Source organism: Lentiprolixibacter sp. (genome assembly GCF_982873095.1).
In genome coordinates, this window is sequence record NZ_CEYNTP010000011.1 from 1 (window position 1) to 25,360 (window position 25,360).

General features: G+C 45.8%; 29 protein-coding genes. 18 read left to right on the forward strand and 11 right to left on the reverse strand.

What is annotated here, in order from left to right; genetic code table 11:
* Positions 1-414 (reverse strand): acyl-CoA carboxylase biotin carboxyl carrier protein subunit (locus AC4E7D_RS01545; RefSeq protein ID WP_490172041.1); only part of this gene is annotated, 414 nt, incomplete at its 3' end.
* 305 nt (positions 415-719) lie between these two features.
* Between AC4E7D_RS01545 and udk the strand changes: the two genes are divergently transcribed.
* The 11 genes from udk to AC4E7D_RS01600 all read left to right on the forward strand — a co-directional run bounded on the left by udk (position 720) and on the right by AC4E7D_RS01600 (position 11,154).
* Positions 720-1,328, forward strand: a complete 609-nt coding sequence (udk, locus tag AC4E7D_RS01550; RefSeq protein WP_490172042.1) for a uridine kinase — start codon at positions 720-722, stop codon at positions 1,326-1,328.
* A 6-nt stretch (positions 1,329-1,334) separates the two neighbouring features.
* Complete coding sequence (locus tag AC4E7D_RS01555) at positions 1,335-1,670, forward strand: FtsB family cell division protein (protein WP_490172043.1); 336 nt, start codon at positions 1,335-1,337, stop codon at positions 1,668-1,670.
* Positions 1,660-3,048 (forward strand): methylmalonyl-CoA mutase subunit beta, encoded by a 1,389-nt coding sequence (locus tag AC4E7D_RS01560; RefSeq protein WP_490172044.1) that lies wholly within the window; start codon positions 1,660-1,662, stop codon positions 3,046-3,048. The genes AC4E7D_RS01555 and AC4E7D_RS01560 overlap by 11 nt, the downstream gene beginning before the upstream one ends.
* Entirely contained in the window at positions 3,041-5,203 is a 2,163-nt protein-coding gene (gene scpA, locus AC4E7D_RS01565; protein WP_490172045.1) for a methylmalonyl-CoA mutase, read from the forward strand. The genes AC4E7D_RS01560 and scpA overlap by 8 nt, the downstream gene beginning before the upstream one ends.
* Positions 5,204-5,395: 192 nt before the next feature.
* Positions 5,396-6,169: a ParA family protein gene (locus tag AC4E7D_RS01570; protein WP_490172046.1), complete on the forward strand. Its 774-nt coding sequence runs from the start codon at positions 5,396-5,398 to the stop codon at positions 6,167-6,169.
* Positions 6,169-7,071 carry a ParB/RepB/Spo0J family partition protein gene (locus AC4E7D_RS01575; protein WP_490172047.1) on the forward strand — a complete coding sequence of 301 codons (903 nt, stop codon included), beginning with the start codon at positions 6,169-6,171 and terminating at the stop codon, positions 7,069-7,071. Before AC4E7D_RS01570 ends, AC4E7D_RS01575 begins: the two co-directional genes overlap by 1 nt.
* The gene (locus AC4E7D_RS01580; protein WP_490172048.1) at positions 7,064-7,705 is read left to right on the forward strand and encodes a DUF5683 domain-containing protein; all 642 of its coding nucleotides are present in this window, start codon (positions 7,064-7,066) and stop codon (positions 7,703-7,705) included. The genes AC4E7D_RS01575 and AC4E7D_RS01580 overlap by 8 nt, the downstream gene beginning before the upstream one ends.
* Before the next feature lie 2 nt (positions 7,706-7,707).
* On the forward strand, positions 7,708-8,412 hold the full coding sequence (gene dapB, locus AC4E7D_RS01585; RefSeq protein WP_490172049.1) for a 4-hydroxy-tetrahydrodipicolinate reductase: 705 nt from the start codon (positions 7,708-7,710) through the stop codon (positions 8,410-8,412).
* A gap of 91 nt (positions 8,413-8,503) precedes the next feature.
* Positions 8,504-10,213, forward strand: a complete 1,710-nt coding sequence (gene lepB, locus AC4E7D_RS01590; RefSeq protein ID WP_490172050.1) for a signal peptidase I — start codon at positions 8,504-8,506, stop codon at positions 10,211-10,213.
* A gap of 5 nt (positions 10,214-10,218) precedes the next feature.
* Entirely contained in the window at positions 10,219-10,842 is a 624-nt protein-coding gene (locus AC4E7D_RS01595; RefSeq protein WP_490172051.1) for a WbqC family protein, read from the forward strand.
* Positions 10,843-10,845: 3 nt separating this feature from the next.
* Positions 10,846-11,154 (forward strand): DUF6122 family protein, encoded by a 309-nt coding sequence (locus tag AC4E7D_RS01600; RefSeq protein ID WP_490172052.1) that lies wholly within the window; start codon positions 10,846-10,848, stop codon positions 11,152-11,154.
* Here the strand turns inward: AC4E7D_RS01600 and AC4E7D_RS01605 are convergent.
* The 7 genes from AC4E7D_RS01605 to AC4E7D_RS01635 form a co-directional block, all read right to left on the reverse strand.
* On the reverse strand, positions 11,143-12,177 hold the full coding sequence (locus AC4E7D_RS01605) for an endonuclease/exonuclease/phosphatase family protein (RefSeq protein ID WP_490172053.1): 1,035 nt from the start codon (positions 12,175-12,177) through the stop codon (positions 11,143-11,145). The genes AC4E7D_RS01600 and AC4E7D_RS01605 overlap by 12 nt on opposite strands.
* 3 nt (positions 12,178-12,180) lie before the next feature.
* Positions 12,181-13,053 (reverse strand): rhomboid family intramembrane serine protease, encoded by an 873-nt coding sequence (locus AC4E7D_RS01610; protein WP_490172054.1) that lies wholly within the window; start codon positions 13,051-13,053, stop codon positions 12,181-12,183.
* Positions 13,050-13,859, reverse strand: a complete 810-nt coding sequence (locus tag AC4E7D_RS01615; protein WP_490172055.1) for a rhomboid family intramembrane serine protease — start codon at positions 13,857-13,859, stop codon at positions 13,050-13,052. Before AC4E7D_RS01615 ends, AC4E7D_RS01610 begins: the two co-directional genes overlap by 4 nt.
* On the reverse strand, positions 13,860-15,710 hold the full coding sequence (gene mutL / locus AC4E7D_RS01620) for a DNA mismatch repair endonuclease MutL (RefSeq protein WP_490172056.1): 1,851 nt from the start codon (positions 15,708-15,710) through the stop codon (positions 13,860-13,862).
* Positions 15,710-16,000, reverse strand: coding sequence for a riboflavin synthase subunit beta (locus AC4E7D_RS01625; RefSeq protein WP_490172057.1), 291 nt, complete (start codon positions 15,998-16,000; stop codon positions 15,710-15,712). The genes mutL and AC4E7D_RS01625 overlap by 1 nt, the downstream gene beginning before the upstream one ends.
* Positions 16,001-16,107: 107 nt before the next feature.
* Complete coding sequence (ribH, locus tag AC4E7D_RS01630; protein WP_490172058.1) at positions 16,108-16,590, reverse strand: 6,7-dimethyl-8-ribityllumazine synthase; 483 nt, start codon at positions 16,588-16,590, stop codon at positions 16,108-16,110.
* A complete protein-coding gene (locus tag AC4E7D_RS01635; protein WP_490172059.1) occupies positions 16,590-17,357 on the reverse strand; it encodes a tetratricopeptide repeat protein in 768 nt (255 codons plus the stop codon). The genes ribH and AC4E7D_RS01635 overlap by 1 nt, the downstream gene beginning before the upstream one ends.
* A 117-nt stretch (positions 17,358-17,474) precedes the next feature.
* Here AC4E7D_RS01635 and recF point away from each other — a divergent pair, with 117 nt between their 5' ends.
* Genes recF through AC4E7D_RS01650 form a run of 3 tightly spaced genes read left to right on the forward strand, consistent with a single transcriptional unit; the run spans position 17,475 to position 19,268 of the window.
* Complete coding sequence (recF, locus tag AC4E7D_RS01640) at positions 17,475-18,554, forward strand: DNA replication/repair protein RecF (RefSeq protein WP_490172060.1); 1,080 nt, start codon at positions 17,475-17,477, stop codon at positions 18,552-18,554.
* Between the two features lies 1 nt (position 18,555).
* On the forward strand, positions 18,556-18,975 hold the full coding sequence (locus AC4E7D_RS01645; RefSeq protein ID WP_490172061.1) for a lipocalin family protein: 420 nt from the start codon (positions 18,556-18,558) through the stop codon (positions 18,973-18,975).
* A complete protein-coding gene (locus AC4E7D_RS01650; RefSeq protein WP_490172062.1) occupies positions 18,975-19,268 on the forward strand; it encodes a DciA family protein in 294 nt (97 codons plus the stop codon). The genes AC4E7D_RS01645 and AC4E7D_RS01650 overlap by 1 nt, the downstream gene beginning before the upstream one ends.
* 33 nt (positions 19,269-19,301) lie before the next feature.
* Here the strand turns inward: AC4E7D_RS01650 and AC4E7D_RS01655 are convergent, their stop codons facing one another.
* Together AC4E7D_RS01655 and AC4E7D_RS01660 are read right to left on the reverse strand one after the other, a co-directional pair.
* Positions 19,302-19,721: a nucleoside-diphosphate kinase gene (locus AC4E7D_RS01655; RefSeq protein WP_490172063.1), complete on the reverse strand. Its 420-nt coding sequence runs from the start codon at positions 19,719-19,721 to the stop codon at positions 19,302-19,304.
* A gap of 49 nt (positions 19,722-19,770) precedes the next feature.
* Positions 19,771-20,799 (reverse strand): alkaline phosphatase D family protein, encoded by a 1,029-nt coding sequence (locus AC4E7D_RS01660; RefSeq protein WP_490172064.1) that lies wholly within the window; start codon positions 20,797-20,799, stop codon positions 19,771-19,773.
* Positions 20,800-20,876: 77 nt separating this feature from the next.
* On the opposite strand from AC4E7D_RS01660, the gene AC4E7D_RS01665 reads away from it, so the two are divergent.
* From AC4E7D_RS01665 to AC4E7D_RS01675, 3 genes are read left to right on the forward strand one after another with little or no spacing between them, the layout of a single operon-like run.
* Entirely contained in the window at positions 20,877-21,893 is a 1,017-nt protein-coding gene (locus AC4E7D_RS01665) for a DHH family phosphoesterase (protein ID WP_490172065.1), read from the forward strand.
* Entirely contained in the window at positions 21,890-22,429 is a 540-nt protein-coding gene (gene gldI / locus AC4E7D_RS01670; protein ID WP_490172066.1) for a gliding motility-associated peptidyl-prolyl isomerase GldI, read from the forward strand. The genes AC4E7D_RS01665 and gldI overlap by 4 nt, the downstream gene beginning before the upstream one ends.
* 19 nt (positions 22,430-22,448) lie before the next feature.
* Positions 22,449-23,564, forward strand: a complete 1,116-nt coding sequence (locus tag AC4E7D_RS01675) for a peptidylprolyl isomerase (RefSeq protein ID WP_490172067.1) — start codon at positions 22,449-22,451, stop codon at positions 23,562-23,564.
* Between the two features lie 36 nt (positions 23,565-23,600).
* Here AC4E7D_RS01675 and AC4E7D_RS01680 read toward each other — a convergent pair whose 3' ends face one another.
* A complete protein-coding gene (locus tag AC4E7D_RS01680; protein ID WP_490172068.1) occupies positions 23,601-25,064 on the reverse strand; it encodes an aminoacyl-histidine dipeptidase in 1,464 nt (487 codons plus the stop codon).
* 71 nt (positions 25,065-25,135) lie between these two features.
* Between AC4E7D_RS01680 and AC4E7D_RS01685 the strand changes: the two genes are divergently transcribed.
* Positions 25,136-25,360: DUF3810 family protein (locus tag AC4E7D_RS01685; protein ID WP_490172069.1), on the forward strand; the 225-nt coding region annotated here is incomplete at its 3' end.

Here is a 25,360-nt window from a genome sequence, read left to right on the forward strand (position 1 = left end):
GCCTTCCCTGGGGGAGGTAATAATATTTTCCATTTTCATCGCCTCGAGGATGAGCAGGGCATCATCTTCTTTTACTGATTGTCCTACGCTCACATTGATATCCAGTATAAGCCCGGGCATGGGGGCTTCAATGGATCTGATATCTTTGGCAGATGACAGTGAAAAACCCATCTCATCGATCAATTGGTCCAACCCATCAGAAATCTCTACGGTATAGCGGTTGTTATTGATCCGGATTTGATAGTGTTTTTTATTAAAATCTGAAGAAAGTACCTGAGCTTTGTAGGAGGTATTGCTGACCAGCAAATGATAGGTGTCTGCCGAGGTTTGCAGGGAATCCAGGTCACTTAAATCGGCTTCATTCAAGAGATATTCGTGGTCACTGTTTACCTTTACTTTAAACGTATTTTCCATAGGGTGGTAGTGATGTTGATTAGGCTAAAGATACCCCCGAATTCGAAGGTCGACTCTAAGATAGAACTATCTGATTGATCCGGGAAATCCCCGGCCTAAAATTACAGAACCCCCTGAGACTCTAAAGCCCAAACCCTGCCTATGCTGCTCTATTTTGAAGCATAATAAGCTAAAAATGGCAGTCTGACTTAAATATTTTCCTTTTCTGAAACGATAGACAGATATATTTGAAACGGGCTACGTTCGCTAAAGGGAAGCAATGGATTCTTGGCACAAATCCTTATTTTTGAAACAAAGAAAGTATTATGTTAATCATTGGGATTGCCGGAGGTACAGGTTGTGGAAAAACTACCGTGGTTAATCAATTGATTGAGGAACTTCCGGATAAAGAAGTTGGTGTGATCTCCCAGGATGCGTACTACAACGATCTTTCACACCTGTCATTTGAGGAGCGGGTCAAGATCAACTTTGATCACCCCAGGGCGATCGATTTTGACTTATTGGGTCAGCACCTGCAGCTTTTAAGGACAGGAAATCCCATTGAACAACCGGTCTATTCCTTCGCAAAACACAACCGTACCGGGCAAACCATCATTACACATCCGAGGAAGGTGATGATCGTGGAGGGAATCCTGATCATGACCAACCCCATTATCCGCGAAATGTTTGACATTAAGATCTACGTACATGCCGATTCTGACGAGCGCCTTATTCGCAGACTTAAACGCGATATCAATGAACGGGGAAGAGACATTGAAGAGGTATTATTCCGATATCAATCCACGCTGAAACCCATGCACGATCAGTTTATAGAACCTACAAAGGAGTATGCGGATATCATTATCCCGAACAACAAATACAATACAGTAGCGATAGATATTGTACGCACAATCATTAACGAAAGTATCCAATAAGGCATCATGGGCTGGCGGGAGTTGAAGAAAAAAAAGTGGTTTGGTATCCTTACCAACCTGTACATTCTGGTCCTTACGGTCTTTGTGGTTTGGATGGTGTTTTTTGACACCAACTCCCTGTTGATCCACCTGGAACTTAAAAAGGAAATCAAAAAGCTGGAAAAACAAAAGGAATTCCTCCGATCGGAAATAGATAAGGACAAGCAGATCCTTGAAAAATTGTCTGACCCCGAAGAGCTGGAAAAATTCGCCCGGGAACAGTACTACCTCAAAAAAAAGGATGAGGAAATCTACCTTATTGAATACGAAGACAGCTTAAAATCCAAAAAGGATGAAGAATAAGCCGCTTTTTGCCGAGTTCCCCCCCGTATCCACAAAAGCCTGGAAGCAAAAAATACAGGTGGATTTAAAGGGAGCTGATTACAACGAAACCCTTCTTTGGGAAACTCCGGAAGATATCCACGTAAAACCCTTCTACAATCAGGACGACCTTGACGGAGTGGGTTATGCAAGAACAGAACCTCCTGAGGCATGGTTTATTGGGCAGGACATTTCAGTAAAGAAAGCAGAACAGGCCAATAACGAAGCTCATGAACTGCTAACAAAGGGGGTCCAAAGCTTGATCTTCCATGTTCCGGACACGACTGTAGACCCTAAGATTCTCCTGCAGGATCTGGAGTTGAGCAAGGAACCTGTATATCTGGAGCTCGATACCTATTCCCCCTCGGCGATTTCTCCATTTATAAACCTCGCGAATGAAAAGAAGAACCCCTTCTTTTTTGGACTGGATCCTTTGGGGAACTTCGCAAGGACGGGAAATTGGTATATGGACGAAGAACAGGATTTTAATATCCTGAGCGGGTTGTTGAAATCTGGCGGAAATTGCAGCTTATTCAAGATTGATTTGGCCCTTTACCAGAATGCAGGGGCCAATATGGTACAGCAACTGGCGTATGGCCTGGGGCAGGCACATGAGTACCTTCTCCGTTTTCGGGAGGTATTCAAACCCCCAGCAGCGGGATACCCTGCACTTGCTTTCCATGTGGCCATAGGGGGGAATTACTTTCAGGAAATTGCCAAATTAAGGGCCTTGAGAATCCTCTGGGCAAGCCTCGCCAAGGAATATGGAATAGACCAAAACTGCCATATTCTTGCCCGACCCAGTAAAAGGAATAAAACGCTGTATGACTACAACGTAAATATGTTGCGCACTACCGCAGAATGCATGTCAGCTATCCTTGGAGGGGCAAATACAGTAGTAAACCTGCCCTACGATGCACTTTACCATGAACCAAATGAATTTGGGGATCGTATTGCCCGTAACCAGCTGTTGATCCTAAAGGAGGAAAGTTATTTTGATAAAGTCTGTAATCCTTCTGATGGCGCCTATTATATCGAAAGCCTAAGTTTACAACTAGCGCAAAAGGCCCTCAACCTGTTTAAAAATATGGAAGCGGGAGGAGGTTGGCTGGCCCAGTTAAAGAAGCATACGCTGCAGCGAAAAATAAAGGAAAGCGCGCAAAAGGAGCAGGATGCCTATGACAACGGGAAATTGGTCCTTATTGGTAGCAATAAGTACCCCAATCCACAGGACCGAATGAAAGGGCAACTGGAAAAATCTCCTTTTCAAAAAAAGGTGGCCCGAAAAACACAAATTGAACCCATTCTGGAAAAACGACTGGCAGAAAAGGAAGAACAAAAAAGACTGAAAGATGAATAGGCCTGACCTTCAACACCTGAACCTTATCTCTGAGAAGAAGGGGGGGCAACTTCCCGATACCTCTCCAGAATTTGAAACTGCCGAGGGTATAGGGGTTAAACCCAGGTATACCGAGGAGGACATAGCTTCCTTGGAACATCTCGATTTCGCAGCGGGGATAGCCCCCAACCTGCGAGGACCCTACTCAACCATGTACGTCCGTCGTCCCTGGACGATCCGGCAATACGCTGGTTTTTCTACTGCAGAGGAAAGCAATGCCTTCTATCGGCGCAACCTGGCCGCAGGACAAAAAGGACTCTCCGTGGCTTTTGACCTTCCTACACACAGGGGGTACGACAGCGACCATGAACGCGTGGTCGGGGATGTTGGAAAAGCAGGGGTTGCAATCGATTCTGTGGAGGACATGAAGATCCTGTTTGATGGGATCCCTCTGGATCAAATGTCGGTTTCCATGACGATGAATGGGGCCGTTCTGCCCATCATGGCATTTTATATTGTCGCAGCAGAGGCACAGGGAGTGCAACCCGCACAACTGTCGGGCACCATACAGAACGACATCCTGAAGGAATTTATGGTACGGAATACCTACATCTACCCACCTACCCCTTCTATGCAAATCATTGCTGATATTTTTGAATACACCAGTAAAAACATGCCCCGTTTCAACAGCATAAGTATATCAGGCTACCACATGCAGGAAGCGGGGGCCACGGCGGATATCGAGCTGGCCTATACCCTTGCTGATGGACTGGAATACATACGTACCGGTTTGAAAGCGGGACTGGATATTGACCAGTTTGCTCCGAGGCTGTCGTTCTTCTGGGCAATCGGGATGAATCATTTCATGGAAATCGCCAAACTAAGGGCAGGCAGGATGCTGTGGGCAAAGTTGGTGAAACAATTCGATCCTAAAAATCCCAAATCCATGGCCTTGCGCACCCATTGCCAGACCAGTGGTTGGAGTTTAACAGAACAGGATCCCTTCAACAACGTGGCACGCACAACGATTGAAGCCGCTGCTGCGGCTTTCGGGGGCACCCAGAGCCTCCATACCAATGCCCTTGACGAGGCTATTGCCCTTCCCACCGACTTCTCCGCCCGTATCGCGAGGAATACCCAGCTGTTCCTGCAGGAAGAAACCCAGATCACGCGTACCGTAGATCCCTGGGCGGGAAGTTACTATGTGGAAAACCTTACCGATGAGATAGCGAAGAAGGCCTGGGAACTCATACAGGAGGTCGAGGAACACGGGGGAATGACCAAAGCCATTGAGGCCGGGATACCCAAAATGCGCATTGAACAGGCTGCTGCGAAGAAACAAGCCCGCATCGACAGCGGACAGGATGTCATCGTTGGGGTGAACCGCTATCCCCTGGACGAGGAAGAAATCCTGCAGATTCTGGAAGTGGACAATGCAGAAGTAAGGCGGCAACAAATTGCCCGGATAAATGCACTTAAAGCCGAAAGAGACCAAAATGAGGTGGAGGAAGCCTTAAATCGGTTAACCCGGGCCGCTAAAGCAAAAACCAGGGGTCAGGCGAAGGAAGGGGATGCTGAAAATTTACTAGCTTTAGCCGTAGACGCCGCACGCGCCAAAGCCACCCTGGGGGAGATTAGTGATGCCCTGGAAGAAGCATTTGATCGCTATAAGGCTAAAATCCAATCTTTTACAGGTGTGTACGCCAAAGAAATAAAGAACGACGACAGTTTTAACAAAGCCAGGGAGCTGGCCGACCAATTTGCACTTCTTGAGGGTCGAAGACCTCGAATCATGATTGCTAAAATGGGACAGGACGGCCACGACCGCGGGGCGAAGGTGGTCGCTACCGGTTACGCAGACCTGGGATTTGATGTAGACATCGGTCCCTTGTTCCAAACCCCGGCAGAAGCCGCCAAGCAAGCCGTTGAAAACGATGTCCATATCCTTGGGGTGTCTTCGCTGGCTGCGGGCCATAAGACTCTGGTGCCACAGGTTGTGGAGGAATTGCGTAGTAATGGCAGGGAAGATATCATGGTGGTTGTGGGGGGCGTTATCCCAAAACAGGACTACGATTTTCTTTTTGAAGCGGGGGCTACCGCTATATTCGGGCCCGGTACAAAGATCAGTGATGCGGCCATACGCATATTGGAGATCCTTATGGCTTCAACCAATTAAAAAGCCTGACATCATCATTTTTTCTGCCAAACCTTCATTGTTCAATCCATTTTCACCAGGCGCCACAAGGGTCTCCCTGCTTAAGTGAACCTTTAACACAGGATCGGAAAGTTATTCACTTACTGTTAACAAATTACATTTTCTTGCTGGGCAAATAATCGTATTTTTAAACCCTAACTTACTTTTTTTACCATGGGCAAAATCATTGCTATCGCAAACCAAAAAGGGGGTGTTGGAAAAACCACCACCACTGTAAACCTGGCTGCCTCGCTGGGTGTTTTGGAAAAGAGCGTCCTCGTTATTGATGCTGACCCCCAGGCGAACGCTACATCCGGGCTGGGGATCGATGTAGACGAGGTAGAGATTGGCACCTATCAGATGCTGGAGCATGCTGTTGATGCCAAAGAAACCATCATCAAAACATCCTCTCCGAATGTAGACCTTATCCCCTCACACATCGATCTGGTCGCTATTGAGATTGAGTTAGTGGACAAGGATGAGCGGGAATACATGATGAAACAGGCCATTGCGGAACTGCGGGAAGAATACGATTACGTACTGATTGATTGTGCCCCTTCTCTGGGCTTACTTACGCTGAACGCACTCACCTCCGCCGATTCGGTAATCATTCCCATTCAGTGCGAATATTTTGCCCTGGAAGGCCTGGGTAAATTGCTGAACACCATTAAAAGTGTGCAACGAATCCATAACCCGGACCTCGACATTGAAGGTATGCTCCTTACCATGTATGATTCCCGGCTACGGCTCTCCAATCAGGTAGTGGGCGAAGTAAAAAAGCATTTTGGCGATATGGTATTCGACACCATTATCCAGCGTAATGTTCGACTGGGAGAAGCTCCCAGCTACGGAGAAAGTATCATCAAGTACGATGCAAGTAGCAAAGGGGCCACCAATTATCTTAACATGGCTGACGAATTGCTGAAGAAAAACAGAGAAACGGTATAATGGCCAGGGCAACAAAAAAGCAAGCACTGGGCAGGGGTTTATCAGCCTTGCTCAAAGACCCGGATAACGACATCCGCTCCGTAAGCGATAAGAATGCCGACAAGTTGGTAGGTCATATCGTGGAACTGGATATGGATTCCATAGAGGTAAATCCATTTCAGCCACGATCCAATTTCAATGACCAAGGCCTGGACGAACTCGCATCTTCCATTCGGGAACTAGGCGTAATACAACCCATTACCGTAAGGAAGATTGATTTTAACAAGTTCCAGTTGGTATCCGGGGAACGCCGGTTCCGTGCATCCAGGCGTATCGGATTGGCAACCATCCCGGCGTATATCCGAATTGCCAATGATCAGGAAACCCTGGAAATGGCACTTGTTGAAAACATACAGCGACAAGATCTGGATCCCATTGAAATCGCACTATCCTATAAACGCCTCATTGACGAAATTGAACTTACACAGGAAAAACTCAGTGAGCGCGTCGGCAAAAAGCGTTCGACGATTACGAATTACCTGCGCCTTTTAAAACTGGACCCTATTATTCAAACGGGGATCCGCGACGGGTTTATCAGTATGGGACATGGCAGGGCATTGGTAAATATTGAGAATGCTGCAGATCAGATCGCGCTTTATGAGAAAATCGTAGGCCAGAATTGGTCGGTTCGGGAAACGGAAAAGGCAGTACAGGAATATCACCGGCCCAAAACCCAAAAAAGTGGTTCGAGATCCAATCAGGATTACAAGCAATTTGCTCAGGACGAGGTTAAGGCCCTTAGGGATTTTCTGGACGTGAATGTAAATATTTCAGCCTCCGAAACAGGAAAGGGGAAAATTACCATCCCTTTTACTTCCGAAAAGGAATTCAAGCGATTGACCAAACTCATCACAGGTGACTAAGAGGCTCCTAATCTCATTTTTTACCATCATTCTGGCATTGCCTTGTTTTTCTCAGGAAAAGAGCGCATCTGAATCTCCTTCTGACAGCCTGAAGAGCAGTATGAAAAGAAAGGGAGTGGTTGTTGATGGTAGGCTGGAAAAACGTCGGGTTAACCCGCTTGCCCCCAGCAAGGCCGCCTTTTACTCTGCGATATTACCCGGTTTGGGTCAAATATATAACCGCAGGTACTGGAAACTACCTATCGTTTACGGTGCCCTGGGCGCGGGAATATACACTTATATCTACAACGATGATCTGTACAACCGTTTTCGGGATGCCTTTAAGCGGCGAAGGGCCGGATTCGCAGACGATGAATTCTACGACCTCAATAACAGCGGTATCGTTCCGGGGAGTCCTGATTTCTCAGACGAGGCCCTTCAGGATGCACAGGAACGCTACCAGCGCGACAGGGATCTGGCACTTCTGATCACCATTGGTTTATACGCGTTCAATATAATTGATGCCAATGTGGATGCGCACTTGAGACAGTTTAATGTAGACGAAAACCTGACGCTGGATGTCAGGCCCTATCTGGAATACCATCCCATCACCTCGGATCCCAATTACGGAATGTGTTTAACTATAAAGTTCTGACCATGAGGATAGGTTTGTTCGGATACGGCAAGATGGGTAGGATGATCGAAGGCATCGCCTCGAGCCGGGGGCACGAGATCACAGCGAGAATTGATGTAGGCGACAAAGAAAAAGTAGATTTCAGTGAGTTTGACATTGCCATTGATTTCAGTGTGCCGGAAGCTGCTGCCTCTAATATCCTTGGATCCCTGGAACATAATATCCCTGTAGTAAGCGGCACAACAGGCTGGTTAGACCAATATGAAGATGTCACGGAACGTTGCAGGGAACTGGGAGGAGCCTTCCTTTACGCTTCTAATTTCAGCCTGGGGGTCAACCTCTTCTTTGCCCTGAACGAACAGCTCGCTCGTATGATGAAGCCCCAAAAACAATACAATGTATCCATAGAAGAGATCCATCACGATCAGAAAAAAGATGCGCCCAGTGGTACTGCCATCAGCATAGCGGAAGGTATTATTCAGGAAACAGATTACAAAGACTGGAAATTAGGAAAAGGAAAGGAAGGGATTATACCCATAAATTCAATTCGAGAGGGGGACTATGCGGGCACGCATATTGTAAATTATGACGGATCCGTGGACCAGATCAGGATTCAACACACCGCACACTCACGTCAGGGATTTGCCGAAGGCGCGGTAATTGCTGCCGAGTGGTTGTTGAACAAAAAGGGAGTTTTTTCCATGAAAGATGTGTTAAACCTTGGTTAAGTTGTTGGATACATTGCCCCATTTGGTGTATTGTTACATTTTTGAGTAATTGGTCTAATTGGCCGTTTAACCCTAAAACAGGAGTATAATTATGAACGGAACAGGGTGGTTGATATTTATTTTGATTGTACAGCTGGTCCATTTTGGTGGCACCTGGAAGTTATATGTCAAAGCGGGCAGAAAGCCCTGGGAAGCACTTATCCCGGTATACAATGCGCTGGTCTTAATGGAAATAATCAGAAGGCCAAAATGGTGGGTACTCCTCCTTTTTATACCCATTATCAACCTGCTGATGTTTCCTGTAGTCTGGGTGGAAACTATCAGGAGTTTTGGCCGAAACAGCTTGCTGGAAACCTGGCTCGTTATCCTGACTCTGGGCTTCTACACCTACTATGTAAACTATGGTTTAGAAGTAAATTATATCGAAGACCGGAGCCTGCATCCCAAAAGCGGCCTGGGCGAATGGGTCAGTTCTATAGTCTTTGCAGTTGTTGCAGCAACTTTGGTACATACCTATTTCATTCAGCCCTACGTAATTCCTACTGGGTCACTTGAAAGGACCTTGCGGATCGGGGATTTGTTGTTTGTGAGTAAATTTCATTACGGGGCAAGGACTCCTATGACTACGGTGGCTGCTCCCATGGTGCACGATACTATTCCCGGGTTGGGAATACGCTCCTATTTGAACAAACCCCAACTGCCTTATTTCAGGCTACCTGGGTTTCAAAAAGTAAAGAAAAATGATATTGTGGTCTTTAGCTGGCCGGCTGACACGGTACGTATATTTTTTAAAAGGGAAAAAGGCGTCAAAAAACCCATTGATAAGAAATCAAATTATGTCAAGCGATGTGTGGGTACTCCTGGGGATTCCTTGCAGGTAATAGAAGGATATGTGCATATTAATGGGCAAAAGTTAGTGCTGTCAGACCGGGCAAAGCCCCAGTATGATTATAACGTCTACGCCCAAAAAGGGGTTTCCTCCCGACTATTGCTTGAACTGGGGGTGTCAGAATTTACGAGGACCTATCTCTCTTCTCCCCTCAACCAGGCACAATTAAATGCCATCAATCCCTATATCCTGGGAGGCGGACAAAATGACAAGGGGGAAATTGAATTATACACAAAGGCCAATGGTATACCGATAAAAGTAGTTCGTGGAGCGGGCTTATCACTAAGGGAAGTGGCCCCTAGACAAAGGATGGTAACCCTGACGGATGAGATGTTGAAAGTTCTTGAGGAAAACAGTCGTATCGACTCGGTGGTAAAGATCATAGAACCCGCGGGAACAAAAGGGTATAATATCTTTCCCCATGACCCTTCCTACTCCTGGAACAATGACAATTTCGGCCCCATCTATATTCCGGCCGAGGGAGATCAGGTTGCCCTTAATCTGCGAACATTGCCGCTCTACAAAAAGATCATCAGGGATTACGAAGGGAATACTATTGATGTTTCCGGGAATCAAATACTTGTCAACGGTGAAGTAGCGGAAACCTATACCTTTAAGCAGGACTACTATTGGATGATGGGAGACAACAGGGACCATTCTGAAGATTCCAGGACCTGGGGGTATGTCCCTGCAGACCATATTGTGGGTAAACCGGTATTTATATGGTTGAGTTTTGACAACTTTAATGAAGGTATTACCAACTGGAAACCCAGATGGGACCGGATTTTCACTACCGTAGGTGGGGACGGGGAGCCGCGATCATATCTCAGGCACTTCCTGATCGTCCTGGGGGCCTGGCTGGTTTTTGACTTTTTCAGAAAGCGAAGGAAAAAGGCGAAACAAAAGCTATAAACGCCATGCCTGTAATTCTGCATCCGGCCTATTTTCCCAACATATATACCTTTGCCATCCTGAGTCAGAAAGATGTAATATGGGAAGTGTGGGATAATTACCAGAAGCAGACCTACCGCAACCGATGTTACATCTGTACAGACCAGGGCAGGTTAATGCTCAATATCCCCATACTTCATGTAGGCGGGGCACAGGGAAGACAGCGTTATCGGGATGTACAAATTGACCATTCTGCCCCCTGGCCCAAACAACATTGGAAAACCTTGCAAACGGCCTATCGGTCATCCCCCTTTTTTGAATACTACGAGGACGACCTGGTATACTTATTTGAACAAAAAGAAAAATACCTTCTTGAATTTAATTTGCAGGTAACCGCGACGATCTGTGATCTTCTTCAGATGCCCTTCCCCGACAAGCAGACAAGTACTTTTAAGGAGATCCCTGATGAATACATCGATGGGCGACATCTTATAAATGCCAAGCAGAAAATACAACAACCCTTTGAACCCTACACCCAGGTCTTTGACGAGAGGCATGGTTTTTTAGGCAACCTCAGTATACTGGACCTCTTATTCAATGAAGGAAGCAATGCTTTGTCCTATTTACAAGAGCAAGATCTCGATATATAAAAAATGACAAGGGAATTATTGCATTATGGAATTCATTTCTTACTGCCTTTCGCAATCGGGTTTTTGGTATTTAGAGAAAATCAATGGAAGGTGGTTGCGATCCTGCTTTCGGGTATCCTGATAGACGTGGACCACCTATTGGCCACCCCTATTTTTGATCCCAATCGCTGCAGTATAGATTTCCATCCTCTCCACAGTTATTGGGCTATTGGGATTTATGTTATGCTTTTAATACCATCCAAGACGCGGATTTGGGGCGTTGCTTTGCTGATCCATATCCTTGCGGACGGGGTAGATTGCCTATTCATCTGACCTGAGCCGAACTCGTGCCATCACCGGCAGGTGATCTGAATGTTGCAGGTCAAAGTTCTGGTGTTCAATGACTTCAAAACGTTCCGCATCTGTAAGGATAAAATCGACCCTTGCTGAAATTATATTACGCTTAAAAGTAGTGCCCCACCCGTTTCCCTTTTCCTTAAACGTATCACGCATACCACTTTGTAACTTATGAAAAGTAGGGGAATATGGGGTTTGGTTAAAATCTCCAGTAAAGATACTGGGATATGGTGATTTAGCCTTATGGGCCATAAGTAGATCAGCCTGTTCCCGGTGTTTGGAAGCTGTATATTGCAATCGCTTTAAGAAATCGATCCCCAGGTTCCTACTCAGCAAAGAACTGAATGAATGGATTTGAAAAGACTCTAAGTGGATATTATAAATCCGCAACGTGTCTTTTTCATAAGCAATGTCTGCGAATAGTGCATTATTTCCGGAATTGGGAAAGTCCAGTGAACCCCCATTTAAAATGGGATACTTTGAAAAAATTGCCTGTGTGGTTTTACCAGAAAAATAAGGGGTCTGAAAGCGATACGGGTAAGCCTTTAATTGCCGGGCCACGATCCTGCTGAATTCCTGAATGCAAATAATGTCAGGGTTCTCTTCGCGAATAAATTCCAGTATACCGCTATTTGCTTCTTCTGAAACTAACCTCCCGCGTCGGATTCCAAATCCCTTCACATTGTATGTCATAACAGATATGTCCTTTTCGGGACTGTATACGGAAGTCTTGTTGGATTGATATACGCTTCCAAAACTTACTAACCCCAATAGTAGCGTCAAAAAAGACAGGATGGCCTGCCACTTTTTCAACAGTGACCAGTAAATGAGAAAAGGAATGTTCGCCATTACCAGGACAGGAACCAGGAGGCCAAGAACATCTAACAAAGGAAGTCCGGCAAGGGGAAAATAGGCAATGTAACAAGTTAAGACAAGCAGTGCTGCAGGAAAGATATTCAGGATGAACAGTAATCTGTTGAAGGCCGAAAACCCCTTCATAGCTTAATCCTCCTTACCTGCTTTAAACAAAAAATCCTTTTCCGCCTTGGAAAGGCTTTCATAACCGGATTTACTTATCTTATCCAAAATCTCATTGATCTTGCGCTGCTTGTTCTCCTTTTCATAATCCACCTCCTTTTTTGAAGCCCGCTGTTTGCGGTATACGGTTTTCATAGGGGCTTTCTTCTCGCGTTTCTTGAATAGCCCGGCTATGCTATCCAGTAAAGTGGAAAAACCCTGACCTAAATCCCTGCCCTGAAGCAATTGCCGGGCAAAAACATATCCCAACAGGGTCCCTCCAAGGTGGGCAATTCTCCCTCCGGCATTTGAATCCAGGGAAATTTGTACCAGATCCCAAAGCACCACAAATGCCCCTATGTACCAAAGCTTAATGTTGAAGAAGATCAGCCTAACTTCCTGGTTGGGCATGTAGGTACAGATAAAAATCAATACAGCCGTCACCCCTGCGGAAGCCCCAATCAGTGCAGTGCGGGTTCCCATAAATGCAGGGAATACATTAAAGCTCAGCAGAAAAAGAAGACCACCAAGGATTACCCCGAGAAAATAGACATTGATAAAAGAGCGTGGACCAAACAAATTCAGGAAAATCCGGCCAGTAAAATACAGGATGAGCATGTTCCAGAAGAGATGTCCCAACCCGGCGTGGAAAAAAGAATAGGTAACTACGGACCAGGGTTGACTTATAAAATCAAAAAAGTCTGCCGGAAGTTCAAACCACTGTACAAAAGTGTTGGCATTCCAGTTCATCAAAAAAGTGAACAGGCCGTTTAGAAGGAAAATGGCCACGTTTATAACGATCAATTTCTCGGCAATACTTAAACGCTCGTATTGATATCTAAGATTTCCGGTCGTCATCTATCCCAACGGTTTTTATTAAACTGGTTTTTTTTCCAGTACCACATCATAATAAATCCAAACAAGGCCCCGCCAACGTGTGCCCAATGGGCAATACCACTTCCGAATATCGGCGTTCCGGTAACACCCGAGAACAAATCCAACCCCACCAATACCGGTATGAAGTATTTTGCCTTTATCGGAACCGGCAAGAAGATAAGGAATAATTCACTGTTAGGGAATGACATCCCAAAGGCTACCAAAATCCCATATATAGCCCCTGAGGCACCAACAGCAGGCGTTTTCAACAGGGCATGCGCATCGAACAGCGCACCAAAATTCGAATCGTCTATTTGGGTAACAATTCCCTTGTTATTCAATATCTCAACAGCGTTATTATAGAACAATTCCCCCAACATTTGATTTCCCCGCGCACTATCCACGTTCAGGATTTCATAAAAGACTTCTTTTGGTAACCAGGCACTTACGGTTTCATAAGCCTGTAAAATCGTATAATAGTTAACCCCGGTATGGATCAGGGCCGCCCCCAGTCCTGCTGAAAAATAGAAAAACAGGAATTTGTTCCTGCCCCACATACGCTCCAGGGGAGATCCAAATGCCCACAGCGCATACATATTGAAAAGGATGTGCATAAATCCCCCATGCATAAACATATGAGAGAGGATTTGCCACAAACCAAAATTATTACTTTCCGGGAACCATAGCGAAAACCACTGATACATATAATCCCCATAGAGGTTCGTTGCGACGAAAAATAAAATATTGATAATAAGCAGATGCTTTATGGCATCGGTAAGTCTCCCCATCTAGCTAAATTTTTTATCTATTTCATTATCCTCAATAATCGTGTAAGCTGGCCTGTTATAAGGGCACAATTTGGGTTCCCTGCAGGCAAACAGGTCATTCACCATTGCTTGTTGTGCCGCCTGGTTCAAGGGCGTTCCTGTCTTAACTGCCAGGGACTTGCCCAGGGTTCTTGAAAGCATATCCAAAGGTGAAGTGGCTATCTGATCCCCATGTGTCTGTGCCTCAGCTATTAGTTGGTCCAAAACCATCCGAACTTCATTCTCCGGGATTAAAAAGGGAATCCCTGAAATTTTCAACTGCTCTTTTCCAATTTCCTCAAAAGCAAATCCAAACAACTGCAGTTGCTCCTGCATATCGGAGATAATAGCCAGCTCAGAACTGTTAAAACTCATTGCCAGAGGAAATAGCAACTGTTGACTCACCGCTTCCTTCAGCGTTACCGTTTTCAGGAACTTCTCGTATAGTATGCGCTGGTGGGCCCGATTCTGATGAATAATCAACATACCGGATTTTATCGAGGTAACTATATATTTTCTGCGCAGTTGGAAGCTGGACAGATGAGCTTCCTGAGATTCGTCAAGGTGCTCCAGCGGCAAACGGGTATTTGCCTCAGATTCAAAAGCAACACTGCTGAATTGTGAGGAATCACTCATCCTTGATTCAAGGCCCACATAGAGGCCTTCCCAAGCCCCGGAACGCGCCTTTTCCCGACCTGTCCCCACCGGTCTGCCGGCAGATTCCTGTTTGAATGGATTATATCCCGTATCGACCTGTATCCCCGGAGGTACTCCCGATCTGTCACGAAAAGCATAAGGGGTTTCCAAATTCTGGTCCTTTTCGAAATCGAGTGCTGGTGTGATGTTGAACTGACCCAGACTATGCTTCACTGCCGACCTGAGAATCGCGTACAGCGTGTGCTCATCGTCAAATTTTATCTCGGTCTTGGTAGGGTGGATATTGATATCGATGGAGGTGGGATCTACCTCCAGGTACAGGAAATAACCCGGATAAGTATCTGTTTTCAAAAGCCCTTCAAAAGCACTGACCACGGCATGATGAAGGTATGGGCTTTTTATGAATCGGTTGTTCACAAAGAAAAATTGTTCTCCCCTGCTCTTTTTCGCAAATTTAGGTTTGCATACAAAACCGCTTAGGTTAACCACAGCTGTTTCTTCCTTAACCGGTACCAGCTTTTCATTCGTCCTGCTACCAAATATCCCGATGATACGTTTCTTCAGTGATGCAGCCGGGAGATGGAACAGCTCACTCGTATTATGGTAAAAATGAAATTCAATGGCCGGATGCGCCAAGGCCACCCTGTGGAATTCATCTGTAATATGTCGTAATTCTACCTGCTGGGACTTGAGGAAATTCCGCCGTGCCGGTATGTTGAAAAACAAATGTTTAACAGAAATGGAGGTCCCCTCAGGGCCTGCTGAAAACTCATGGGCAACTACCTTACCGCCTTCTATCTTGAGGGTAGTCCCCAAATCGGCTTCCGCTTCACGGGTGTGCATCTCTACATGGGCTATTGCCGCTATGGAAGCAAGTGCTTCCCCGCGAAACCCCTTAGTAACGATGTGGAATAAATCATCAGCAGATTTGATTTTAGAGGTCGCATGACGCTCAAAGCCTAGCCGGGCATCTGTATGGCTCATACCCGTACCATTATCAATCACCTGAATCAAAGTGCGACCGCCATCCTTTACCACAAGTTTTATCATCGTAGCTTTGGCGTCAATGGCATTTTCCAGCAACTCTTTTACCACAGAGGCTGGTCGCTGTACCACCTCCCCTGCAGCAATCTGGTTAGCCACATGATCGGGCAATAACTGAATAATATCTGCCATTAACCTTCAAAGAATATAGATAGATCAAAATCAATTATGTAGAGGAAAATCAAAACGAGAATGGCAATGATGACTATCATTCTCAGCCTCAGGTTGGGATCCCCCTTTCGGCCCCGGTCTTCCATCGCCCTATTGAATTTACCCTTGATTCCCCCAGAAGCATTCAGGGTAGTTCTGAATTTATCAAGTTTACGTTCTATTTTATACGGGCTTCCCTCACCCTTATCGTCATAATAACGGGGGGTGTATCCAAATTTCTTGTTCTTACGCAGCCTCGAAAACCTTCCCATAATCAAAGAGTTTCAAAGGTACTTAAAATCGTATGAAGTGCAGAAGCAACCTTCCCAAAATTTGTTAAGGCATTATAGCTACGAACAGGTATTTATCCAATGAGTATTCAGGAAAATAGGGTGGCCATCTGTATGGCAGCAACAGCAGCTTCAGCTCCTTTATTACCGTGCTTGCCCCCACTTCTGTCGAGGGCCTGTTGCATATTATCATCTGTTAGTACACAGAAAATAACTGGAGTATCCCCCTGTACATTGAGGTCTTTGATCCCCTGTGCCGTTGCACTGGCTACGAAGTCAAAATGTTTGGTTTCCCCACGAATAATACTTCCAATTGCAATGACGGCATCTACTGTTAATTCGGAGATCATCTTCTTGCATCCAAAAGTAAGCTCAAAACTTCCGGGCACATCCTTGCGAATAATGTTTTCAGTCTTCACACCACAATCGAGCAAAGTTGCTTTGGCTCCCTGGAAAAGGCTTTCCGTGATCTGAGTATTCCAGGCCGATACCACAATGCCAATTTTCAGGTGGTCCGCCTCTGGGAGTTTAGTTTTGTCGTAGTCCGAGAGGTTTTTATTGACAGTGGCCATTAGTTACCCCTTTTAGCCATTCCTATCAAAGCATCAATGGAAGCCGCCTCCTGGCTATTAGGGTATTCCTCTTTTATGCGCTGGAAAAATTGAAGAGCCTTTCCATAGTCTTCCAATTCCATGGCAGTTACACCAGCCTTATGGAGATAACGAGGTGTAGTAAATTCATTGTCGTCCAGACCCAAAGCCTTTTCGTAATATCCGAGGGCATCCTCAGCTTGTCCCAGCTGCATGAAAGCATCTCCTATACCTCCTACGGCCAGTGCACCTGTGATTTCTTCATCCGGGGAGTATTGCTCCAGGTATTCTATAGCCTTGTCATACTGCTGAAGGTTCAGGTAAGACATCCCTGCCGCATAGGTGGCAATATTGGCAGCTTTTGTACCCTTGTATTCGTCAATGATATCCAGCAGCCCGTATTTCCCCTGGCTCCCGTTCAATGCCAAAAGATAAAGGGAATCTTTTGCTGCTGTATTCTGCTGTGCCTGTTCAAAATACTGCTGCGGATAATACAATTCGTTGTTCGCCTCAATAGATTTCGGTTCCAGTATAAACTGATTGTAGGCCAGATAACCCAGCACAACTACTGCGATGGCCGCAATGCCGCCCAGAATGTAATTCTGGTTTTTGGAAACCCACTGTTCCGATTTGGATGCGCTTTCATCCAGGGTACTAAAAACCTCAGCCGTGGTACTCCCTTTCACATCCATTTGCTTTCCTTCGGCCTTGTTTTTAGGTTTGTAGCCCCTTTTCTTGTATGTTGCCATCTTATGCGTCTTTTGGTCGCGCAAAAATAAAGTTTTTATCCAAAATCTAAAGGGTAAATATTCCTTAATTTTGAATATTTTTCACTGCTGTACGGCCTTAAAACTCACAAATCGAAGGTGCATTTAGAGCGATTATCACTGGTTAATTACCGGAATTTTGAATCCCGGGATTTTGAATTCGACAACAAGATCAACTGTTTTGTTGGGGACAATGGCATGGGAAAAACAAATATTCTTGATGCTATATACCATCTAGCCCTGGGTAAAAGCTATTTCAATCCTATCGCCACACAAAATATTACCCATGGAAAGGACTTCTTTCTTATCGAAGGGACGTTTTTCAAAAACAACAGGGAAGAGAAAATTGTTTGCAGTCTAAAAAAGGGGAGCAAGAAATTAATCAAGCGCAATGGGAAAGTATACGATCGGCTTTCGGACCATATTGGGCTATTGCCACTGGTGATCATTTCCCCGGCTGACCGCGACCTCATCCTGGAGGGCAGTGAAACCCGAAGGAAATTCATGGACGGGGTAATCTCACAAAGCAATCCGGAGTACCTGCGCAACATCATCCGCTACAACAAGGTGCTGGCTCAGCGCAATTCTCTTCTCAAATTCTTTACGCTCAACAATACCTTTGATGGGGATACGCTCTCGGTATACGATGAGCAACTTCATAGCCTGGGCACCCTGATCCACGAGGAACGCAAACACTTTCTCGAAGCATTTATCCCCTTGTTCAGGGAACAGTATCTGGCTATCTCCGGAGGGAATGAACCTGTTGACCTCAGCTATCACAGTAGCCTCAACGATTCCGAGCTGTTGCCCCTGTTACAGGAATCCCTGAATAGGGACAGGGTACTTCAGTACACCAGTGTAGGTATACACAAAGACGACCTGCTTTTCCAGATTAACAAACATCCCATAAAGAAATTCGGGAGTCAGGGACAGCAAAAGTCCTTCCTGATTTCATTGAAATTTGCTCAATTCCAACTGATCAAACAACAGGAAAAAACCACACCTATCCTCTTACTGGACGATATATTTGACAAGCTGGACGAAAATAGGGTAGCCCATATCATCACCCTTGTTGAGGATAAGAATTTCGGGCAGATCTTCCTCAGCGACACGCATCCGGAACGAACCGAAAATGTAGTGAAAGCCATTCACCAGTCCTATAAAATCTTTAAATTGTAGAATGAAGAAAATTTTGGGCATAGTATTCCTGATCCTTTCGGCTGGCTGTGCCTCCGGCGTTGATGCCGAAAATCTACCCTTATTAAACGGATATTGGGAAATAGAAAAAGTGGTATTCCAGGATGGAAGTTCGAAATCCTATACTGTCAATACCGCAGTGGATTTTATCCAGATCGAGGGGCGGGAGGGCTATCGGAAAAAAGTACAACCTGAGATAGGTGGCACCTACCGCACATCGGACGACGCAGAAAAATTTTCTGTTATAGAAAAATCAGGCCGGTTGATCATACAGTACATCAATGCTGATATTACCTGGGAAGAAACCCTGGTGTCCCTTTCTGAAGACCGCTTTGTGGTGGTAAATGACTCGGGTATATACTATCACTATAAACGTTATCAATCCCTTAATATCGATCCGTAATGGCCAAGCATAAGAATCAGCAATCCCTGAGTGAGGCCCTGCAGGAATTTATCTCTGCCCATAACCTGCAAAAAGGGATAGACGAGGTACAGGTAAAAGAAGCCTGGATGCGTTTGATGGGTCAGGGAGTGAACCATTACACCCAAAGCCTGGTATTCCGCGAAGGTACCCTCTACGTAGGGCTATCCTCCTCTGTGCTGAGGGAAGAACTCAGCCTGGGAAATTCCAAAATCATCAAAATGCTTAATGATGATTTGGGGAGTAAGGTGATAGAGAAGTTGGTGCTGCGTTAAAAAAAACGGCCCTTTCAGGCCGCTGTATTCTCTTTAGTAAATCTCTCTTCCGGAAAAATGAAATGCACTCTCAATGGCCGCATTTTCATCACTATCTGAACCGTGTACCGCATTTTCACCAATATCTTTTGCATAGAGTTTCCGGATGGTACCTTCCGCGGCCTCAGCCGGATTGGTAGCTCCGATAAGTGCACGAAAATCTTCAACGGCATTGTCTTTCTCCAGTATAGCAGAGACGATAGGTCCGCGGGTCATAAACCTTACCAACTCATCAAAAAATGGACGGTCCTTGTGAATCGCGTAAAATTCCTGGGCATCTCTTCTACTGAGCTGCGTATACTTCATTGCCACGATTCTAAATCCTGCTGATGTTATCTTTTCCAGGATGGGCCCGATATGTCCATTCTCAACGGCATCCGGCTTAATCATCGTGAATGTTCTGTTTCCTGCCATTTATAAAAATTTTCGGCAAAAGTACGCTTTCTTTATGCAACCCACAAGATTAATACGAAAGTTGTAATTCCCCTAAAACAACACCCTGATCCCCTATTATCTGCAGATTCACTTCATTTGTTTTTAGGTTGATGGAAACCCAGCCAAAACTCTCAGTAGCCACTACCTCTCCTACCCGGAAGGGGTTGGGTTCCCCTTTAAACTTACTATAGGCATGTGTGAGTCCGCTACTTGTAAAGTCCACTAAGGGGTAAGATAAGCCCGGAAGAATTTTTCTTGAAAACTCTGATATATGACGGTCTCCGGATAAAAAGAGCACGCCCCGGGCTCCGGATGACAAAATCAGGGATTCCATCCGTTGCACTTCGTTCGGGAAGTTTCCCCAACACTCAAATCCATGTTCGTTGGAAAGGAACTGTATGCTGCTTACGATAAGATTGAAATCGGCCTGAGAAGACTGTAATTGTCTTTCCAGCCAATTCCATTGTTCTTCCCCCAGGACGGTGCCTTTCCCTGACAAATCCGGGGAATAACGCTTTTGTGTCAGGGTGTCGGGTAGCAGTGGCGACCTGAAATACCGGGTGTCAAGGATCAAAATCCGGACCTTGCCTTCGGGCAGATCAAAATCCTGTACCCCGTAGACCCCTTCGCGGGACCTGCGGATATCCTCTTTGGAGACATCCAGAAAATCCAGGAACACCTGCTGGCTTGCGGCTTTGGCCGCAAACTCAACCCCACCGTCGTTAAGTCCATAGTCATGATCGTCCCATGTTCCCAGAATAGGGGTACTTTTTTTTAGTCTGCGGTACCCGGGTACCTGATCCTGGGCAGCGTACATGCCACGCATTACCTCCATATCGTCCGTGTCCGCATAAATATTATCTCCCCCCCAGATCCATAGGTCGGGTTGCCTTTCAAGGATGTCATCCCATAAACGATTCTCCAGATCATGTTTGTTACAGGAGCCAAAGGCGATATTGAGTACTGCATCAGCCTGATCCGCGCTGGCCATACTCGAAGTGGATTTACAGTTGATAAAAAGGAAGCTCAAAAGCAAAAAGGCAAAGGATGTTCTCATGGTTATCAGATACGGTTGCTCACAAAAATAGTGCTTAAAAGCATACGGCTATATTATTAAATTGTATCTTTGAGCGCATGAATTCTCAAGTGGTTCAATCCCTCCTGCAGCTGCTATCTCAGCCCCAAAAAATAGCGATTATCCCTCATAAAAACCCGGATGGAGATGCCATTGGCTCTACTCTGGCACTACGGCACTACCTGAATCTAAAAGGGCATGATGCCAAAGTAATTGTGCCGAATGATTTTCCAAAATTCCTGAAATGGATGCCGGGCGTAAATCAAATCCTTAATTACGAATGGGAGCACAGTGATGCTAGCGAGGCCTTACGGAAGGCCACGATTGTGTTTACGCTGGATTTCAATGACCTTAGTCGCGCAGGACAAATGGAAAAAGCACTTGAAAACCTGTCTGCTCCTTTGGTTATGATCGACCATCACCAGGCACCCCAGGATTATGCCACAATCATGTATTCCGATGTGGGTATGAGTTCTACCTCTGAAATGGTATACAATTTCATTGAAGCCCTCGGGGATCGGGAACTGATCACAGAAGAAATTGCCAATTGCCTGTATGCAGGAATTTTGACCGACACAGGATCCTTCAAATTTGCTTCTACTACGAGCAGGACCCACCGTGTAATAGCAGAGCTCATTGATAAAGGGGCCCAGAATGCGGCCATACACAACAGAATATTTGACACCAATACCCCGGAACGTTTGCACCTGCTGGGATGTGCCCTGAACAACATGGTAATTTTGCCGGAATACCACACCGCTTACATTACATTAAGCCAGGAGGAGTTAGACAGGCATCAGTTTAAGAAAGGGGATACAGAAGGCTTTGTAAATTACGGACTAACCCTGGAGAATATCTTCTTTGCTGTTATTTTCATTGAAAACAAGGAGGAGGGGATCGTCAAGATCTCTTTCCGTTCGGAAGGTGATTTTTCTGTAAATACTTTTGCCAGGGAACACTTTCAGGGAGGCGGACATAAAAATGCCGCCGGAGGAAGAAGTGAACTTCCCCTCGAGGAAACGGTAAGGTATTTTAAAAGTCTGTTGGAAAACTATAAATCCGAGTTGGCAAAATGAAAAAGTTGGTAACGATATTGGCCGTACTAGGCCTGTTTGCCTGTGGGGAACCCGAACCGCGAAGACCGGTCAAGGTTGCCGGGGGTAACTTTTTGAAAGAATCGGTGGTGCGCAACAAGCAAATGCTTGCCATGGAAGAAGCCCGGATTAAGGAATTGATCTCCCGTGATAGTAGCCGGACCTATATGGAATCTGGCAGCGGTTCCTGGTACTGTTTTCTGGAAAGGAACGAAAACGGCCCCATGGCTGAACCCGAAGATTTGGTAACGCTGACCTATGATATCCTGAGTCTGGATAACGACACCATTTATTCCAGCGAAGAAATCGGGGTTATCCAATATAAGGTAGACAAACAAGAGCTGTTCCCCGGACTTCGGGACGGGGTAAAGCTGCTAAGGGAAAAGGAAACAGCAACATTTTTCTTTACCTCTCCCATGGCCTTTGGGTATTTGGGGGATAAAGACAGGATTGGCCCCAACGTCCCGGTGAAATCCACCCTCAGCATTCTCAAAGTTGAAAAAAACGAAGTGCAATAAAAAGAATAAAAGAAGGAGTATGAATGAACTAAAAAAGTTTTTGGGAGTATTTGTAGTTGTTTTGATGGCAGTCGGATGCAAAAGCAGCCAGTACACAGACCTTGGAGATGGTTTATTTGCGGATATACAAACCAACAAAGGCAATATTCTGGTAAAACTGGAATACAAAAAAACCCCGGTTACAGTAGCCAACTTTGTATCCCTTGCCGAGGGTACCAATCCCTTTGTTAGTGATGAGTACAAGGAAAAGAAATACTACAATGGGCTTACTTTCCACAGGGTTATGAAAGATTTCATGATTCAGGGGGGCGATCCTTTGGGCAACGGAACGGGATATCCGGGATATCGCTTCAAGGATGAGATTGATGATTCACTCAAACACGATAAAAAAGGGATTCTTTCCATGGCCAATGGCGGACCCAAGACCAATGGAAGTCAGTTTTTTATCACGCATAAGGAGACCCCTTGGCTGGATGGCAGACATACGGTATTCGGAGAGGTGATCAAGGGCCTGGAGGTAGTAGATTCCATTGCCAATGTAGAGGTAGGAGCGGGTAATAAACCCGTTTCAGAGATTGTCATGAATGCCGTAACCATCATTCGAAACGGAAAAGAAGCGGGCAATTTCGATGCTGTTCAGATTATGACCGATTATTTTGCAGAAGAAGAAGCGGAAGCAGCTGCCATGAAACAAATGATTCAGGATTTTGCTGCAGAGACCGAGAAACAGAAAGAGCAGGCAACAGCCTATCCCTCCGGATTAAAGATCTTTACTCTTAATGAGGGTGAGGGGGAAAAACCGAGGCCAGGGCAACGTGTTCTTGTGAATTACGCGGGTTGGTTGTCTGATGGTTCCCTCTTTGATACCAGTGAGGCCCAAATTGCTGAAAAGTTTGGACAATACAACAGGATCCTTCAAATGCACCGAGGCACCCTGTCTCCTTCCCTTATGGACTACAGCCCCGATGCTAACCTGATCGCTGGTTTTAAAGAAGGTTTGTTGACCATGAAAGTGGGCGATAAGATACGCCTGTTTATTCCTCCGCATTTGGGATACGGCCCTCAGGGTAGCGGACCGATACCCCCTAATTCCGAGCTGATCTTCGATCTCGAAATCCTGCAGATAGCTGAATAACATATCGGCCGGGTACATGCCCGGCCTTTTTCACAATTATGCCTTAACTGGTATATGCAATAGGATTTCCTGCAAAAACTTCCAGAATTTTTGTACCGAGGGAATACTTACGCGCTCGTCCGGCGAATGCGCTCCCAGAATGGTTGGGCCAAAACTGATCATGTCCATATTTGGGTAATGCTGCCCCAGGATTCCACATTCCAAGCCTGCATGGCAGGCAACCACTTTGGGTTCAGAATGAAACAGTGCCTCATACCTTGATTTCAGAACCTCCAGGATTTCGGATTCGGCATTAGGGCTCCAGCCGGGGTAACTTCCGCTAAACCTTACGGTATAACCAGCCAGTTCAAAAGCACTTTTGAGGGCATGTGCCAAATCCATTTTAGAAGATTCTACCGAGGAACGGGTAAGGCAGCCAATCTGTACTTTCCCGTTTTCCACGGTAACATTTGCAATGTTGTTCGACGTCTCTACCAGGTCTTCGATTGCAGGGCTCATCCTATATACCCCATTATGCGCAACATAGAGCGCCCTGATCAGATTCTCGAATGCCCCCGCTTCCATAACCGCATCCGGTAGGCTAACCTCCTCACAGGTGATCTCCAGGCCTGGTTCAAGGGGTTCCAGTTCCTGTAGAATGGCATCTGTCCATTCCTTGAATTTTTCGGCAAAAGCGTCTTGCTCTTTTTTATTAAGAGATATGATGGCAACACTTTCCCTTGGTATGGCATTGCGAAGGCCTCCGCCGTGTATCTCGGCAAGGTCTACTTGAAAATCAGTTAAGGCGTTATGCAGGAGTCGGTTCATGATCTTGTTAGCGTTACCCAGGCCTTTGTGGATATCCATACCACTGTGACCGCCTTTTAAGCCCCGGACCCTGATCCGGTACCCGATACAGTCAGCTCCGGTTGGTTGCATCTCATAACTGCCCTGAGCTGTGATATCTATCCCTCCTGCACAGCCAATGTCAATTTCATCGTCTTCTTCGGTATCCAGGTTAAGCAGGATTTCTCCCTGCAACACCCCTGCTTTCAGTCCCTTTGCCCCAGTCATCCCGGTCTCTTCATCTATTGTAAACAACGCCTCTAGGGGTGGATGTGGAATAGCATCGCTCTGTAATAAGGTCATGATGGCAGCTACCCCCATACCATTATCAGCACCAAGGGTAGTGCCCTTTGCCTTCACCCAATCCCCTTTTACCTCCATTTCGATCCCCTGCTTGTCAAAATCAAAGTCGGTATCGTTATTTTTCTGGTGTACCATATCCAGGTGGGATTGCAGGGTAACCATTTTGCGGTTCTCCATTCCCGGGCTGGCAGGTTTACGGATAATGACATTGCCCACCTCGTCCTTTATGGTTTCGAGCCCCAATTTCTTCCCAAAACCCATCATAAAGTCGATAACGCGTTCTTCCTTTTTTGATGGCCGGGGAACGGCATTTAAATCGGCAAAATTATTCCAGATCCCTCCTGGATCAAGATTTCGTACAGCTGTATTCATTTCTGGTATTTTACTTCAAAAATACGGTATGCCGTCTAACCAAGCGAGAGAAATCCCTAATTTTGGTGTTGATGAAAAACCGATTCAAGAACGGCATCGCCCTTTCGCTGATCCCACAAATCCTCCTGGTAAATGTACTTGCCCGATTCCCCGAATGGGTGGAACAGCACTACAGCCTTGGGCTTTTCCCTGGGATTTCCCGTTTCTTCCGTTTCATTACCGGTTGGATTCCTTTCTCAATAGGAGATGTTCTCTATGCCATGTTGGTGGTTTTAGCCATAAGGTACCTGTACAGG